The sequence below is a fragment of the Nocardioides sp. genome (assembly GCF_016462705.1).
In the GTDB taxonomy this organism is placed as follows: Bacteria; Actinomycetota; Actinomycetes; order Propionibacteriales; family Nocardioidaceae; genus Nocardioides.
Genome location: NZ_JAEMSS010000115.1, coordinates 1 through 13,782 on the forward strand (window position 1 = coordinate 1; position 13,782 = coordinate 13,782).

Annotated in this window: 17 protein-coding genes; 9 read left to right on the forward strand and 8 right to left on the reverse strand. The window is 73.0% G+C overall.

Annotated features, from left to right (window positions below; all coding sequences use genetic code 11):
* Nucleotides 1-297: 297 nt before the first annotated feature.
* Genes JHD21_RS14535 through JHD21_RS14545 form a run of 3 tightly spaced genes read right to left on the reverse strand, consistent with a single transcriptional unit; the run spans nt 298 to nt 2,434 of the window.
* Nucleotides 298-492: a CsbD family protein gene (locus JHD21_RS14535; protein ID WP_292676642.1), complete on the reverse strand. Its 195-nt coding sequence runs from the start codon at nt 490-492 to the stop codon at nt 298-300.
* 18 nt (nt 493-510) lie between these two features.
* Complete coding sequence (locus JHD21_RS14540) at nt 511-1,245, reverse strand: glutamine amidotransferase (protein ID WP_292676644.1); 735 nt, start codon at nt 1,243-1,245, stop codon at nt 511-513.
* Nucleotides 1,246-1,264: 19 nt separating this feature from the next.
* The gene (locus JHD21_RS14545; protein ID WP_292676646.1) at nt 1,265-2,434 is read right to left on the reverse strand and encodes a CaiB/BaiF CoA-transferase family protein; all 1,170 of its coding nucleotides are present in this window, start codon (nt 2,432-2,434) and stop codon (nt 1,265-1,267) included.
* A gap of 68 nt (nt 2,435-2,502) precedes the next feature.
* Between JHD21_RS14545 and JHD21_RS14550 the strand changes: the two genes are divergently transcribed.
* Genes JHD21_RS14550 through JHD21_RS14560 form a run of 3 tightly spaced genes read left to right on the forward strand, consistent with a single transcriptional unit; the run spans nt 2,503 to nt 3,881 of the window.
* Nucleotides 2,503-2,841, forward strand: coding sequence for a hypothetical protein (locus tag JHD21_RS14550; protein WP_292676648.1), 339 nt, complete (start codon nt 2,503-2,505; stop codon nt 2,839-2,841).
* A 9-nt stretch (nt 2,842-2,850) separates the two neighbouring features.
* Nucleotides 2,851-3,570, forward strand: a complete 720-nt coding sequence (locus JHD21_RS14555) for a WXG100 family type VII secretion target (protein WP_292676650.1) — start codon at nt 2,851-2,853, stop codon at nt 3,568-3,570.
* A complete protein-coding gene (locus JHD21_RS14560) occupies nt 3,567-3,881 on the forward strand; it encodes a hypothetical protein (protein WP_292676652.1) in 315 nt (104 codons plus the stop codon). The genes JHD21_RS14555 and JHD21_RS14560 overlap by 4 nt, the downstream gene beginning before the upstream one ends.
* A gap of 1 nt (nt 3,882) precedes the next feature.
* On the opposite strand, the gene JHD21_RS14565 is transcribed toward JHD21_RS14560, so the two are convergent.
* On the reverse strand, nt 3,883-4,134 hold the full coding sequence (locus JHD21_RS14565; protein ID WP_292676654.1) for a hypothetical protein: 252 nt from the start codon (nt 4,132-4,134) through the stop codon (nt 3,883-3,885).
* A 112-nt stretch (nt 4,135-4,246) separates the two neighbouring features.
* Here JHD21_RS14565 and JHD21_RS14570 point away from each other — a divergent pair, with 112 nt between their 5' ends.
* Genes JHD21_RS14570 through JHD21_RS14595 form a run of 6 tightly spaced genes read left to right on the forward strand, consistent with a single transcriptional unit; the run spans nt 4,247 to nt 10,064 of the window.
* On the forward strand, nt 4,247-4,873 hold the full coding sequence (locus JHD21_RS14570) for a M15 family metallopeptidase (RefSeq protein ID WP_292676656.1): 627 nt from the start codon (nt 4,247-4,249) through the stop codon (nt 4,871-4,873).
* Nucleotides 4,870-6,009: an alanine racemase gene (gene alr, locus JHD21_RS14575; protein ID WP_292676658.1), complete on the forward strand. Its 1,140-nt coding sequence runs from the start codon at nt 4,870-4,872 to the stop codon at nt 6,007-6,009. Before JHD21_RS14570 ends, alr begins: the two co-directional genes overlap by 4 nt.
* Nucleotides 6,006-6,956 (forward strand): D-alanine--D-alanine ligase, encoded by a 951-nt coding sequence (locus JHD21_RS14580; protein ID WP_292676661.1) that lies wholly within the window; start codon nt 6,006-6,008, stop codon nt 6,954-6,956. Before alr ends, JHD21_RS14580 begins: the two co-directional genes overlap by 4 nt.
* Before the next feature lie 9 nt (nt 6,957-6,965).
* Nucleotides 6,966-8,240: a histidine kinase gene (locus JHD21_RS14585; RefSeq protein ID WP_292676663.1), complete on the forward strand. Its 1,275-nt coding sequence runs from the start codon at nt 6,966-6,968 to the stop codon at nt 8,238-8,240.
* Complete coding sequence (locus tag JHD21_RS14590) at nt 8,237-8,899, forward strand: response regulator transcription factor (RefSeq protein ID WP_292676665.1); 663 nt, start codon at nt 8,237-8,239, stop codon at nt 8,897-8,899. Before JHD21_RS14585 ends, JHD21_RS14590 begins: the two co-directional genes overlap by 4 nt.
* 4 nt (nt 8,900-8,903) lie before the next feature.
* On the forward strand, nt 8,904-10,064 hold the full coding sequence (locus JHD21_RS14595; RefSeq protein ID WP_292676668.1) for an aminotransferase class I/II-fold pyridoxal phosphate-dependent enzyme: 1,161 nt from the start codon (nt 8,904-8,906) through the stop codon (nt 10,062-10,064).
* On the opposite strand, the gene JHD21_RS14600 is transcribed toward JHD21_RS14595, so the two are convergent.
* The 4 genes from JHD21_RS14600 to JHD21_RS14615 form a co-directional block, all read right to left on the reverse strand.
* Nucleotides 10,041-11,861: an Ig-like domain-containing protein gene (locus tag JHD21_RS14600; RefSeq protein ID WP_292676670.1), complete on the reverse strand. Its 1,821-nt coding sequence runs from the start codon at nt 11,859-11,861 to the stop codon at nt 10,041-10,043. The two genes, JHD21_RS14595 and JHD21_RS14600, sit on opposite strands and share 24 nt — an antisense overlap.
* 21 nt (nt 11,862-11,882) lie before the next feature.
* Entirely contained in the window at nt 11,883-12,623 is a 741-nt protein-coding gene (locus tag JHD21_RS14605) for an amino acid ABC transporter ATP-binding protein (RefSeq protein ID WP_292676672.1), read from the reverse strand.
* Nucleotides 12,620-13,471 carry an ABC transporter permease subunit gene (locus tag JHD21_RS14610; protein ID WP_292676674.1) on the reverse strand — a complete coding sequence of 284 codons (852 nt, stop codon included), beginning with the start codon at nt 13,469-13,471 and terminating at the stop codon, nt 12,620-12,622. The genes JHD21_RS14605 and JHD21_RS14610 overlap by 4 nt, the downstream gene beginning before the upstream one ends.
* On the reverse strand, nt 13,468-13,782 hold a 315-nt coding region (locus JHD21_RS14615), incomplete at its 5' end, for a transporter substrate-binding domain-containing protein (protein WP_292676676.1). The genes JHD21_RS14610 and JHD21_RS14615, both read right to left, overlap by 4 nt.

Sequence of the window (13,782 nt, forward strand, 5' to 3'; positions counted from 1 at the left end):
TTGCAGGCGCTCGTCACTCAGGTCGGGATAGACCGCGGCCAGGTCGGCCGGCACACCGAGGTCGGCGAACGAGGAGGTGGGCAGGGCAGAAGGCAGTGCAGAGGACAAGAGAGTCACTAACTCGTGGTGGTGGTATGTCTCACCAGATGGGTGCCGGCCCGGCGAGTCAACGCTTTCGTGGGGGCGGCAGGCAGGTCCGAGGCAAGACTGGACGGACCGCGCTCCCATAGTAGGGGCGCGGTCCGTGATACCCCGCATCGTGACGCGGGGGCGTTGCTGGTGCTCGGTGCTGCTCGGTTACTTCTTGAAGGCGTCCTTGACGTCGCCGACGGCGTCCTTGACCTTCTCGCCGGCCTTCTTGACCGATGCCTCGGCCTGGTCGCCGCGACCCTCGGCCTTGAGCTCGTCGTCACCGGTGAGGGAGCCTGCTGCCTCCTTGGCGCGGCCCTTGATGTCGGTTCCCTGGTTCTCTGCCTTGTCGTCGATTCCCATGCAGGCCCGGTACCCAGGTCAGTCCCGGGCGAACAGCTCGACGAATCTCTCGAGGATCAGCGGCGGCTCGGTGACGTGCGCCGCACGCGACCCGGCGATGATCTCGTCGGCCTCGTGGGGCTCGAAGTAGCCGAAGTGGCGGTAGACCTCGATCCGGGTCAGGATCCCCGGCACGTCCAGCTCCGGGTGGAACTGGGTGGCGTACACGTTCGCGCCGATCCGGAACGCCTGGACCGGGCACGTCGCCGAGGACGCGAGCAGCACGCCACGGTCCGGGAGCCGGGACACCGCCTCCTTGTGACCCAGCAGGGCCGTGAACCGGTCGCTCAGGCCCCCGAGCAGCTGGTCCGCCCGGCCCTCCGGGGTCAGCGTGATCTCCATCGGGCCGATCGGCTCGCCGTAGGTGCGGTCCACGACTCCGCCGGCGAGGGTGCCGAGCGTGCCGACGCCGTAGCAGGCGCCGAGGAACGGGAAGTCGGCCGCGACCACCTGCAGCGCGAGCGCTCGCAGCCTCGCCTCGCCGCGGACCTGCTCGGGCGCCTTCGCGTCCTCCGGGTCGCTGACGTTCCACGGCCCGCCGCCCACGACGATGCCCGACCAGTCCCCGAGGTCGAGGTCGCCCAGCACGTCCCGCTCGAGACGCACCCGGCGCACGTCGCGCTCGTCCAGACCCGAGCAGCGCAGCACCGCGGCGTACTCGTCGTCGGCGGCGGCGTCCTGCGCCCGGATGCCGAGGAACAGGAACGGCTTCACGAGGGGCTCACGTCCGGCTTCACGTCTGGACTGCCACTCCCCTGTCGAGCAGGCCGTCGACGTCCGCGATGCCCCATGCGGTCAGCGCGTCCCGGGTGTGCTGGCCCGCCATCGCACTGGGCGGCAGCCCGAGGGTCGCCTCGGTGCGCGAGAACCGCGGAGCCGGCTGCGGCTGCACCATGCCCTCGTGCTCGACGAAGGTGCCGCGGGCCACGAGGTGCGGGTGGTGCACGGCCTCGCTGAACGGCAGGATGCCCGCCACGCACGCGTCGGTGCCCTCGAAGAGCTGGACCCACTCCGCCTGGGTCCGCTGCTTGAACGTCGCGGTGAGGACCGCGCGCATCTCGTCGTACCGGTCGAGGTCACCCTGGCCCGGGCAGGTGTCCTTGACGCCGAGCAGGGTCACGAGCGTGTCGAAGAACTGCGGTTCCAGGGCCCCCACCGACATGTGCCGGCCGTCGGCGGTCTCGTAGATGTCGTAGAAGGGAGCGCCGCCGTCGAGCAGGTTGGCCCCCCGCTCCTCCCGGTAGCCGCCGCTCGCGGCGAACGCCGCGGTCATCGCGTTGAGATGGGCGGTGCCGTCGACGATGGCGGCGTCGATGACCTGACCCTGGCCGCTCACCCTGGCCTCGAGCAGAGCCGCGAGGATGCCGATCACGAGATAGGTGGACCCTCCGCCGAAGTCGCCCACCAGGTTGGCGGGGAACTGCGGCCGGTCCGGAGTCTGGCCCATCATGTGCAGCGCGCCGGTGATCGCGATGTAGTTCATGTCGTGGCCGGCGGCCTGCGCCAGCGGGCCGTGCTGGCCCCAGCCGGTCATCCGGCCGTAGACGACCCGGGGGTTGACCGCCAGGCAGTCCTCGGGACCGAGTCCCAGCCGCTCGGTGACGCCGGGTCGCATCCCCTCCACGACCACGTCGGCACCGCGCACCAGCTCGAGCACGGTCGCGACCGCCTCGGGGTTCTTCAGGTCGAGCGCCACCGAGGGACGGCCCCGGTTGAGGGTCATCGTCGCCCCGCCCGCCAGCATCTGCCCGCCCGGCCGCTCCACGCGGATCACGTCGGCGCCGAGGTCGGCCAGGATCATGCACGCGTGCGGGCCCGGGCCGATCCCGGCGATCTCCACGACCTTCACGCCGCGGAGTGGACCGGTCCCCCGGCCCAGCTCGATCTTGTTCTCGTCGGACATGGGCGGCAGCATGGCAGAGCGGTCCAGCAGGTGGTTTCGAGGCCAGGTCGCCGGGGCAAGGTGCGGCCGTGAGCTTCTCGGTGCAACCCTCCACCCTCCGCGCGCAGGGGGACCGCCTCACCACGCTCTCGGGCGACACGGCGGCCGCGGTCAGCTACGCCGGGGACCACCTCACCCTGGCCCGCTCGGACGCAGGCATGTTCCAACAGGTCGTCGGCGCCATCGAGGGCGTCCGGGACCAGGTCGAGGCCATGCTCGGCACGATGGACCGGATCCTCGGCTCCTCGGGCACGGAGCTTCGCCAGGTCGCCCACATGTACGAGACCACCGACGCGGCCGAGGCCGCCGAGTACGACGCCGGCCTGGCCGAGCTCGACGAGGCGCCGCTCGGACCCGGCCCGCGCTGAGGAGGCGACATGCCTGCCCCGTCCACCGAGCTCACCGCGCCGGTCGCGCACGCGCCGCTGCCGACCGCGCTCACCGAGGCCATGAACATCCAGGACTGGCTGTCGCCCTCGACCTACCTGCTCAAGGGGATCGAGCTGGTCTTCGGGTTCAACCCGGTCGACTGGCTGTCCGAGCAGTTCGGCGGCGACTGGAACGAGGTCAGCAGGTCCGCGGACGCCATCCGCAAGCTGGGCGACTACGCGATGGCGATGGCGCACCAGGTCGACGACGTGGCCCGCGAGCTGGGTCTCGACTGGACCGGCAACGCCGCCGATGCCGCGGTCACGCACTTCAACCGGATGCAGGCCTCGCTGGAGGACCTCGACGACCCGTTCAGCGACATCGCCACGGAGCTGGACCAGTGCGCGGTCGGGATGCAGCAGACCGCGGAGTCGATCGGGAGCATCATGTCGATCCTGCTCGACCACCTCATCGACCTCGGGATCTGCGCCCTGGCCACCGCGGCCAGCTCGTGGACCGGTCTGGGCGCCCTGATCGGCGGCGGGGCGACGGCGTACAAGATCTACAAGTGCGAGCGCACCTGGGACCAGGTGGTCACCGCCCACGACGCCGCGGTCACGGCCGCCGAGGGGACGGTCGGCCTGGTCGCGGGGTGGACCAGCTTCGTCAACATGGACGAGGACCTGGTGCTCTCCGGCGGGGCCTACGACCACCCGGCGGTCGCGTGACCAGCCGCCCCGCCGACCCCGTCGCGGCGTACGCCCCGGACGAGCCGGTGCGGCAGCAGGTCCTCCGGGAGAGCCTGGTGGCGATCGCGGAGAACCATGACGACCCGGAGGTACGCCGGCTCGTGCGGCGTTGCCTGGACGGCGAGCTCACGATCCGCGAGCTGGTGCGAGAGCCCCGGTTCGAGGACGCGATGGGCGTGGCGATGACCCAGCTGGCCGAGGAGGTCGAGCAGATGGAGCCCGACGAGCGGGCCGCCTGGCGGGCCCGGGGCCGGGCCCTCGCCGAGGGCGAGCGGGACCCGGAGCCGTAGCTCAGTCCAGACCGCTGATCGCCAGCGCCGCGGTCACCACCCCGGCGAGGTAGCACCCGATCGCGAGCCCGGCCCTGGCGAAGACCCGTCCGTGCTCCGCGCGCGGCACCCACGGCAGCCTGGCGAGCAGCACGATGCCGACCCACATGAGCCCGGCACCCACCGCCAGCCCCACGCTGCCGGCGGTGGCGGCGGACACCGACGTGCCGACCGCGAGGACCCCGAGCATCACCAGCACCATCGTCTTGGCCACGTCCAGGACCGTACCCAGCCGCCGGGCCGAGGAGCGCGGTCTCCTCCTCGAGGACAGCGGTCCGGCACCTCAGGTGGAGGCGGCCGGCGACTCGGACGGCCACGGTGGAGGGGTGACGATCCTCCTCTCAGACCCGCGGGTCTCCGCGGTCCCCGTGCACGACGCCGGCGAGCGCCTGGTCGCGCTCGACGCCTCCTTCGGGCCGGCCCACGCCCTGGTCCGCGCCGAGCTCGCCGACCGGCTCGCCGCCGCCCAGGACCTGCTGCCCCGCGGCATCCGGCTCCGGGTCGTCGAGGGCCACCGGACGATGGCCGACCAGCGGGCGATCATCGCCCGCTACTCGGCCGAGGTCTGCGCGGCCCACCCCGGGATCTCGGCGACCGACCTGCACCACCTGGTGTCCCGGTACGTCGCGCCCGCCGACGTCGCGCCGCACGTGGCCGGGGCGGCGGTCGACCTGACGCTGGTCGACGTGGTCGGGGAGGAGCTCGACCTGGGCACCCCGATCGACGCGACGCCCGAGAGCTCCGCAGGCGCCTGCTTCTTCGACGCCGACGGCATCTCCCCGGACGCCCGGGCCCACCGGCGGCTGCTCGCCGCGGTCCTCACGCCCGTGGGCCTGGTCAACTACCCGACCGAGTGGTGGCACTGGTCCTTCGGCGACAGGTACTGGGCGCTCGCGGTGGGCGCCCCGGCCGCGCTCTACGGCTCCCTGGCCGACCGGGCAGGCGCGGCATGAGCGCCGTCGCCGCACTGCCGGAGCGGTCGGCCACCGGGCCCCGGCTCGACGTGGACCTGACCGCGATCGCGGCCAACACCCGGCTCCTGGCCGGCCGCGCGACCGGGGAGCTCATGGCCGTCGTCAAGGCCGACGGCTTCGGCCACGGCGCCGTCGACGTCGCCCGCACCGCCCTGGCCAACGGCGCCACCCGGCTCGGCGTCACCAGCGTCGACGAGGCTCTGGCGCTGCGCGACGCCGGGCTCGCCGCGCCCGTGCTCAGCTGGCTCAACCCCGTGGACGCCGACTACGGCGTCGCGGTGGCCGCCGGCGTGGAGCTGGCCGTGCCGGGTCGCGAGCACCTCGACGCGGTCACCCGGCAGGGGCCGGGGGCGCGGGTGCACCTGCACCTCGACACGGGCATGGCCCGGGACGGCGCCGCCCCCTACCAGTGGGCGGACCTGTGCCGGGCCGCCCGGCTGGCCGAGCGCACCGGCCGGGTGCGCGTCGTCGGCGTCATGGGCCACCTCGGCACCGCGGACGTCCCCGACCACCCCGCCAACTCCGCCGGACGGACCCGGTTCGCCTGGGGTCTGGAGGTCGCGCGCGCCTGCGGCCTCCGACCGACCGACCGCCACCTGGCGGCGACCGCGGCCACCCTGACCGACCCGCTCAGCCACCACACGATGAGCCGGGTCGGCGCCGGGCTCGTCGGCATCGACCCGTCCCGGGCCACCGGCCTCCGGCCCGCGATGACCCTGACCGCACCGCTGGTCAGCGTGCGCCGGGCCCGGGCGGGGACGCCGGTGGGATACGGGCACACCTGGGTGGCGCCGACCACCACGTGGCTGGGCCTCGTGCCGCTCGGGTACGCCGACGGTCTCCCCCGGGTCGCGTCCGGGCGGGCGGAGGTCCTGGTGCGCGGGGTCAGGCGGCCGCTGGTCGGACGCCTCTCGATGGACATGGCAGTGGTCGACCTCGGCGACACCGGCGCGGCGGTCGGGGAGCCGGTCACCGTCTTCGGCCCCGGCGACCGGGGCGAGCCGACGGTGGCCGAGTGGGCCGGCTGGTCCGGCACCATCGAGCACGAGATCGTCACCGGCCTCGGACCGCGGCTGCGCCGGAGCGTCCACCACAGGCTGCGCAGCGTGCGATGAGGATCAGGACCGTGGTCATCGGGGGCGGCCAGAACAGCGAGCACGAGGTCTCCCTGACCTCGGCGGCCGCCGTCGCCGGTGCTCTCGACCCGGCGGCGTACGAGGTCGTCCGGCTGACCATCGACCCCGACGGTGCCTGGCTGGACGCCGACCAGCGGCCGATCGGCCTGGCCGGCGCGGTCGACGTGCTGCGCTCGGGTGCGGTCGTGGTCCCGGTCCTGCACGGGCCGCGCGGCGAGGACGGGACCGTCGCGGCTCTCTGCGACCTCGCCGGCGTCCCGTACGTCGGGTCGGGGCTCGGCGCCGGCGCCCTCGCGATGGACAAGTGGGCCACGAAGCTCGTGGCCCGCGCCGTCGGGATCGCGGTGGCCGGCGACGTGCTGCTCACGCCGGCGACCGCCGCCTCCTACGTGTTCACCGGGCCCGTCGTGGTCAAGCCGGTCGCGGCCGGGTCGAGCCACGGGGTCTCGCTCGTGCGGACGGCCGCCGACCTGCGTGGTGCCCTCGACGCCGCCCTGGCGCTCGACGACCGGGTCCTGGTGGAGGAGGTCGTCACCGGGCGTGAGGTCGACGTGGCCGTGCTGGGCCGGCCCGACGGGACCCGGGTCGTGGCGCCCGCTCTCGAGGTCGTGACCGACGGGATCTTCGACGAGGTGACCAAGTACGACGGCAGTGCCGACTTCCGGATCCCCGCGGACCTGGCCGACTCCGAGCGGACCGCGCTCGAGGCGGCGGCCGTCGCGATGTACGACGCCCTCGGCTGCGCCGGCGTGGCCCGCGTCGACTTCTTCGTGACCGACCACGGCCCGGTGCTCAACGAGGTCAACACGATGCCCGGGTTCACCGAGCAGTCGCAGGTGCCGAAGATGTTCGCCGCGGCGGGCACGTCGTACGCCGAGCTGCTCGATCTGCTGGTCCGCGACGCGCTCGTCGCCGCGGCGTCGTAGGTTGCGTCCGTGAACGAGCGGTTGCGGGAGTGGGCTCCCGAGACCGTCGTCGCCGTCGCGGTGCTCGTCGCCGGGGTGCTCGAGGTGTGGGCGATGACCGTGCGGTTCGGCGAGTCGCGGGCCTCCTACGTGCTCGTCATCCTCGGCTTCGCCGTCGCGGCCGGGCTGTGCCGCAAGGCGCCCTTCGCGGGCCTGGTCATCGTCTGGGTGGTCTGCGCGCTCCAGCTGCTGTTCGGGATCGGCTTCATCACCGTGCAGCTCGCGGTCGCGGTCGTGGCGTTCGGGTGCGCGCGCTGGGGCAACCCGTTCACGCTGGTCGTCAGCGGCCTGTCCATCCCGGCAGCCGCCGCCGTCGGCTACGTGATCGTCAACCAGACCAGGTTCGGCGAGGTGTTCCGGGACCTCTCGATCTTCCGTGAGATCGAGGACAACGCCTACCGGTTCAGCGACACGCTCCTGGTCGGGGCGACCATCCTCGGCCTGCTGATCCTGGCCGTGCCGTGGCTGGCGGGCCTGGTCCTGCGGGCGATGGCCAGGGCACGGCACTCCGAGGTCAGGACCGAGCTGGCCCAGGCCGACGCGGCCCGCGCCCAGCGGGAGACCGAGCAGGCCCGCGAGATCGCCGAGCTCCGGGAGGAGCAGGCCCGGCTGGCCCGGGACGTGCACGACGTGGTCGGCCACTCGCTGGCGGTGATCCTCGCGCAGGCGGAGTCCGCGCAGTACCTGCCAGACGGCGATCCCGAGGCGCTGAAGAAGACCATGGCCACGATCGCCACCTCCGCCCGGACCTCGCTGCAGGACGTCCGCCAGGTGCTGTCGGGTCCGCAGCACCCGGCACCAGCCCGCACCGGTGCCTTCGAGCAGCTGGTCGACGGCGTCCGGGCCGGCGGAACCGAGGTCGTCGCGACCGAGGTGGGCACGCCCCAGCCACTGCCGCCGGAGCTGGAGGTCGTGGCCCACCGGGTCGTGCAGGAGATGCTGACCAACGCGATCAAGCACGGGCGCCGGGACCGGCCGGTCCTCGTCGAGCGGCACTGGCCGGAGGGAACGTTCGACCAGGACCTGCGGATCGAGATCCGCAACGTCGCCGACGAGGCCGGCGCCCGCCCGGCCGACGAGACCCAGCCGATGCGCGCCGCGGAGGTGGTCCCGGGGCAAGGGCTCGAGGGGATGCGGCGGCGCCTCGACTCGGTCGGCGGCCGGTTGGACGTCCGGCGGCGCGAGGAGCCCGAGGGCATGACGTTCACCGCGACCGCCTGGGTCCCGGTGCGGGCGTCCCGATGACCGACATCCGGGTGCTCCTGGTCGACGACCAGGACCTGTTCCGCGAGGGCGTCAAGGTGATCGTCGACGCACAGGAGGGCATGCACGTCGTGGGGCTGGCCGGCGACGGGCTGGAGGCGGTGCGGCTGGTCGACGAGCTCACCCCCGACGTCGTGCTCATGGACATCCGGATGCCCGAGATGGACGGCGTCGAGGCGACCAGGCAGATCTTCATGCCGGAGCGGGTGTCCCGCCGCGAGCGGCCGGTGCGGGTCGTGGTGCTGACCACCTTCAACCTCGACGACCGCGCCGCCACCGCGATCCGTCACGGCGCCAGCGGCTTCCTGCTCAAGGACACCACCCCGGCGCAGCTGCGCGACGCGATCCGCACGGTGCACACCGGCAACGCGGTCCTGGCGCCGACCGACCTCTCCGCGCTGCTGGACACCCAGTTCCGCGAGGCGACCCCGCCGCCGGCGGCGTACGTCGGGCTCACCGACAAGGAACGCGAAGTCTTCCAGGCCGTGGCCCGCGGGCTGTCCAACACCGAGATCGCCGCGCAGGTGTTCGCCAGCGAGTCGACGGTCAAGACCCACGTCGGGGCCGTCCTGCGCAAGCTCGCGCTGCGGGACCGGGTGCAGATCGTCGTGTTCGCCCACGAGCACGGCCTCGTACCGTGACCGGGTGACGTCACAGATCCGCGATCTCAGCGACGACGAGGCCCGCGCCGCACTCCCGCTGAAGTGGGGCATGACCGAGCCCGGCGTCATCCCGGCCTGGGTGGCCGAGATGGACTACGCGCTCGCCGAGCCGGTGGTGGCCGCGGTCCAGGAGGCGGTGGGCCGCGGGACCCTCGGCTACCCGCGGTTCGAGCTCGGTGGCGGCGAGCTCGGCCGGGCGTACGCCGGGTTCGCGGCCCGGCACCTCGGCCACGAGGTCGACCCGGCCCAGGTCGTCCCCACCGTCGACGTGACGGCCGGGGTGCGGCTGGCCCTCGACGTGCTCGGCCCCGACCGGAGCCCGATGGTGCTCCCGCTCCCGGCGTACGCGCCCCAGCTCGGGCTCGCCGAGGTCACCGGGCGCCAGCAGTGGGACCTGCCGGTCACCCCGGACGGTGACGCCTACGTCCTCGACCTCGACCACCTCGACCGGCTCTTCGCCGACGGAGCCCGGACCCTGCTGCTCACCAACCCGCACAACCCGTGCGGCCATGTCCACACCCGGGCCGAGCTCGAGGGGATCCGCGACCTTGCCGTCAAGCACGGGGCGAGGGTGATCAGCGACGAGATCCACGCGCCGCTCGTCCTGCCCGGTGCGGACCACGTCCCCTACCTCACGCTCGACGGCGCCGGTGCGCACGCGGTCGCCGTCGTCGCCGCCTCCAAGGCGTTCAACACTGCTGGCCTCAGGTGCGCCCAGGTCGTCACCGCCGACCCGGCGACCCACCAGCGGCTGACGCAGGTGCCGATGGCCCGCAACGACTCCTGGTCGCCGCTCGGGGTCGTCGCCGCCGTGGCCGCCTATCGCGACGGCGACGCCTGGCTGGCCGCGCTGGTCCAGCGGCTGACCGAGCTCAGGGCCCTCCTCGCCGGCCTGCTCGCCGAGCACCTGCCCGAGGCCAGGATGCGGCCGCTCGAGGCGACCTACCTGGCCTGGCTCGACCTGCGTGCCTACGGGCACGCGGACCCGGCAGCGGTGGCGCTCCGCGGCGGCGTACGGGTCGCCGCCGGCCACGACTACCAGCCCGGACTGACCGGGCACGTGCGCCTCAACATCGCCACCTCGGCCGAGCGGCTCACGGAGATCGTCAGGCGGATGGGGTCAGCACTCGCCGGTGCAGCCTGACGGCTCGGGCTTGGGCAGGCGCTTGAACCGGTAGCGCGCCGGGGTCGGGTCGAGGTTGCCGGCCGCGTCCACGGCCCGCACCAGCAGCACGTGCTTGCCGAGCGTCACCTTCCACCTCGAGGGCGAGGTGCAGGGCCGGTACGCCTTGGCGTCCCGCTTGCACTCGAAGGTGACCCCCGGCTCGGAGGTGAACCTGAACTTCACCTTCGTGGACGTGACCTTCTTGCCGGGCTTCTTGGTGATCGTCGTCTGCGGGCCCACCGTGTCGACGACGAAAGCCCGGCTCGCGGCGGTGGGGTCGACGTTGGCCGCCGCGTCTGTGGCCCGCACCTCGACCGTGTGCGCGCCGTCTGCCAGCACCGGCGTCGTGAACGGGCTCGAGCACGCCGAGTAGGCGCCCGCGTCCACCCGGCACTCGAAGGTCGCCCCGGCCTCGCTGGTGAACCCGAACGTCGGGGTGCTGTCGTTCGTCAGGCCCGCGGGTCCCGACGTGATCGAGGTGTCCGGCGCGGTGAAGTCGCCGAACTCGTAGGCGCCGATGTCCCGCACGGCTCCGGGCACCGCGTCACCGTCGATGACCCGCGGGTTGCGGAGGCGGTCGAGCGGCGGACCCCCTGCGGCCGGGTCGCCCTGGTCCACCAGCGGCGAGTCCGGACGCAGTCGGTAGTCGCCGGTCGCAGCATCGACGAAGAGCGGGTTCACGGTGCCGTCCCGCCGACCCGGGCCGTCGACGACGTCGACGGTGCCGTTGGCGCCCGGGACGGTCACCGGGTCCTCGAGGTCGGAGTAGCTCAGGTCCAGGGTGGCCACGCTGTTGCCACCCTGGGCGCCGTCGTTGCCGGCCTGCGCGATGCCGGACCTGAAGGGGCCGTCGATCACCGAGTTGGTCACCGTGACCGTCGACGTGAGCCGCCGCTGGGTGGAGTCGGAGCCGGCGTACGCCCACACGCCCGCGGAGTTGTTGCCGCCGCCGACGATGGTGACGTGGTCGGCCGTGATCGCGATCGTCTCGGGCTGACCGTTGTTGAAGTTGGCCGCGAGGAGTCCGGTGCCGCTGACGGACGTGGTGAGGTCGACCACGGAGTCGTCGATCTCGACGCTGCCGCTGTCGGCGCTCACGCCCGCGAACCCGGACACCTCGATGGTCGTCCGGGAGAGCCGGACCGCGGGTCCGCTCCCGGAGTGCAGGACGCCCACCGCCGCGCTGACGGCCGAGTCGGTGACGACGGCACCGGAGCCCGTCCGCAGACCGGAGGAGTTGCTGTCGTCGAGCGGCATGGAGATCACCGCGTCCGTGAGCTCGGCCTCGGTCATCTGGACGCCGCTCGCGTTGAAGGTCCCGGCACCGTCGACGGCGACCCGGTGAGCCGCGGCCCCTCCGCCGAGCACGATGCCGGCGTCGCCGCTGGACTGCGCGGGGTCGAGCCGCACCGTCAGGTCCTCCACCACCGCGCCGTCCGCGACCAGGTAGTTCTGCGAGGCCGCCGACGGCGGCGCGGTGATCGTCGTGACGCCGACCCCGGAGCCGCGCAGGGTGATGCCGTGGGTCGAGCCGGTGAGCACGTAGGGACCGTCGTCGTAGACGTCGGCACCACCCGGCCCGACCAGGACGAGGTCGTCGACGGTGTTGGCGTTGGCCAGTGCGATGGCCGCCGAGATCGACATGGCGCTGGTGCCGCACTCCGCGACCTGGAGGTTCACGCAGATCACGTTGTCGAGGGCGTGGGCGGGGCCCGCCGTGAGGACCGGGACAGCGGGGACGGCCAGGGCGATGCCAAGCACGAGGAGTCGGCGCACGGCGGCAATGTAGTGGCCGCGTCAGCCGCTCGGTGGGAGAACCCGGCTCAGGAACCGGCGCGTCCGCTCCTCCTGGGGGTCGGACAGCATCCGCTCCGGCGGGCCCTGCTCGAGGATGCGCCCCTCGTGGAGGAAGCAGACGGAGGTCGCGACCTCGCGCGCGAAGCTCATCTCGTGCGTCGCGATCACCATCGTGGTGCCGGCCTCGGCGAGGCCGTGCACGATGGTCAGCACCTCACCGACCAGCTCGGGGTCCAGGGCTGCGGTGATCTCGTCGAGCAGCAGGAGCTCGGGCCCGGTGCACAGCGCCCGCACCAGCGCCACCCGCTGCTGCTGCCCGCCGGAGAGCCGGTCCGGGTGCTTGTCGACGTGCTCGCTGAGGCCGAACTGGGCGAGCAGCTCCCGGGCCCTCGCCTCGGCGTGGTCGCGCCGGACGCCGTGGACCCGGCGCGGGGCCAGGGTGCAGTTGTCCAGCACCGTGAGGTGCGGGAAGAGGTTGTAGGCCTGGAAGACCATGCCGATCCGCCGGCGGACCTCGCGAGGGTCGACCCTCGGGTCGCTGATCTCGGCCCCGTCGAACCGGATGACGCCGTCGTCCACCTCCTCCAGCAGGTCGACGCAGCGCAGCAGGGTCGACTTCCCGGAGCCCGACGACCCGATCAGGCAGACGACGTCGTGCCGCTCGACGGTCAGGTCGACGTCGTCAAGGACCACGCGGCCGCCGTAGGACTTGCGGACGTTCTCGAGCTCGAGCAGCGTCACAGCGCCCCCGCCCGCTCGCGTTCCATCCACCGTCGCTGCAGCCAGTCGCAGTAGCGCGCCAGGGGCACCGTCATCACGATGAAGAAGCCGGCGACCACCACGAGCGGGGTGTAGTTGAAGTTGAAGTTGCCGTAGTCGCGGGCCGCGAAGAGCGCGTCGAACACCCCCGCAGCGGCCACGAGAGCCGTGTCCTTCTGCAGCGATACGAAGTCGTTGAGCAACGGCGGGACGACCCGCTTGACCGCCTGCGGGACCACGACGAACCGCATCGCCTGCGGGCGGCTGAGGCCGAGGGCGTAGGCGCTGTTGAGCTGCGACGGGTGGATCGAGTCGATGCCCGCCCGGAAGACCTCCGCCACGTAGGCGCTGTAGGACACGATCAGCGCCACCCCGCACCAGAAGAGCGCGCTGTCGGGCAGTCCCTGCAGCCGCAGCCCGGGGATGCCGAACGCGAACAGGACGATGAGCAGGATGGTCGGGATGCCGCGCACCACGTCGGTGTAGACGACCGAGACCACCCGGGCGGGCACCAGCCAGGGCGACCGCGAGCTCCGGGCCAGGGCCAGGAGGAGCGCCAGCACCAGGATCACCGGCTGGCAGACCAGGAAGAGCCGGACGTTGATCCAGAAGCCCTCGAGGATCGCGTCGAACGAGTCCCGCGCGTGCCGACCGTTGAAGAACAGCTCCTGGACGCTGGGCCAGCCGGGCGACGTGAGCACCAGGACGGTCAGCACCGTGAAGACGACCGCCGACACCGTGGCCGCGATCAGCGTCCGGCGCCACCGCAGCCGGGTCCGGACCCGTGCGCGCTCGAGCTCCCGCGCGCTCGGTGACCAGTTGCTCGTCACTGGAGCTCGGGCACGTCCACCACGTCGGAGAGCCACTCCTGCTCGAGCTGCGCGAGGGTCCCGTCGGCCTTCATGACCGCCAGCGCCTCGTTGACGCAGGAGACCAGCGGGTTGCCCTTCTCGAAGAGCATCCCGAAGACCTCCTGCTCGCCGGTCTCGGGCTGGAACTGGCCGACCAGGGTGGACTTCGGGATCTCCACGGCGGAGATGTAGAACGCGGTCGGCAGGTCGGCGAGGATCGCGTCGATCTGCCCGTTGAGCAGCGCCTGCTTGGCGGCGTTGGTGTCCTCGAAGACGGCCGGGTCGTTGGC

Excerpts from the sequence above, each read along its gene's own strand:
- JHD21_RS14580 (WP_292676661.1), top strand. The coding sequence starts at position 6,006 with ATGAGGATCAGGACCGTGGTCATCGGGGGCGGCCAGAACAGCGAGCAC.
- JHD21_RS14535 (WP_292676642.1), bottom strand. The coding sequence starts at position 492 with ATGGGAATCGACGACAAGGCAGAGAACCAGGGAACCGACATCAAGGGC.
- JHD21_RS14590 (WP_292676665.1), top strand. The coding sequence starts at position 8,237 with ATGACCGACATCCGGGTGCTCCTGGTCGACGACCAGGACCTGTTCCGC.
- JHD21_RS14555 (WP_292676650.1), top strand. The coding sequence starts at position 2,851 with ATGCCTGCCCCGTCCACCGAGCTCACCGCGCCGGTCGCGCACGCGCCG.
- alr (WP_292676658.1), top strand. The coding sequence starts at position 4,870 with ATGAGCGCCGTCGCCGCACTGCCGGAGCGGTCGGCCACCGGGCCCCGG.
- JHD21_RS14545 (WP_292676646.1), bottom strand. The coding sequence starts at position 2,434 with ATGTCCGACGAGAACAAGATCGAGCTGGGCCGGGGGACCGGTCCACTC.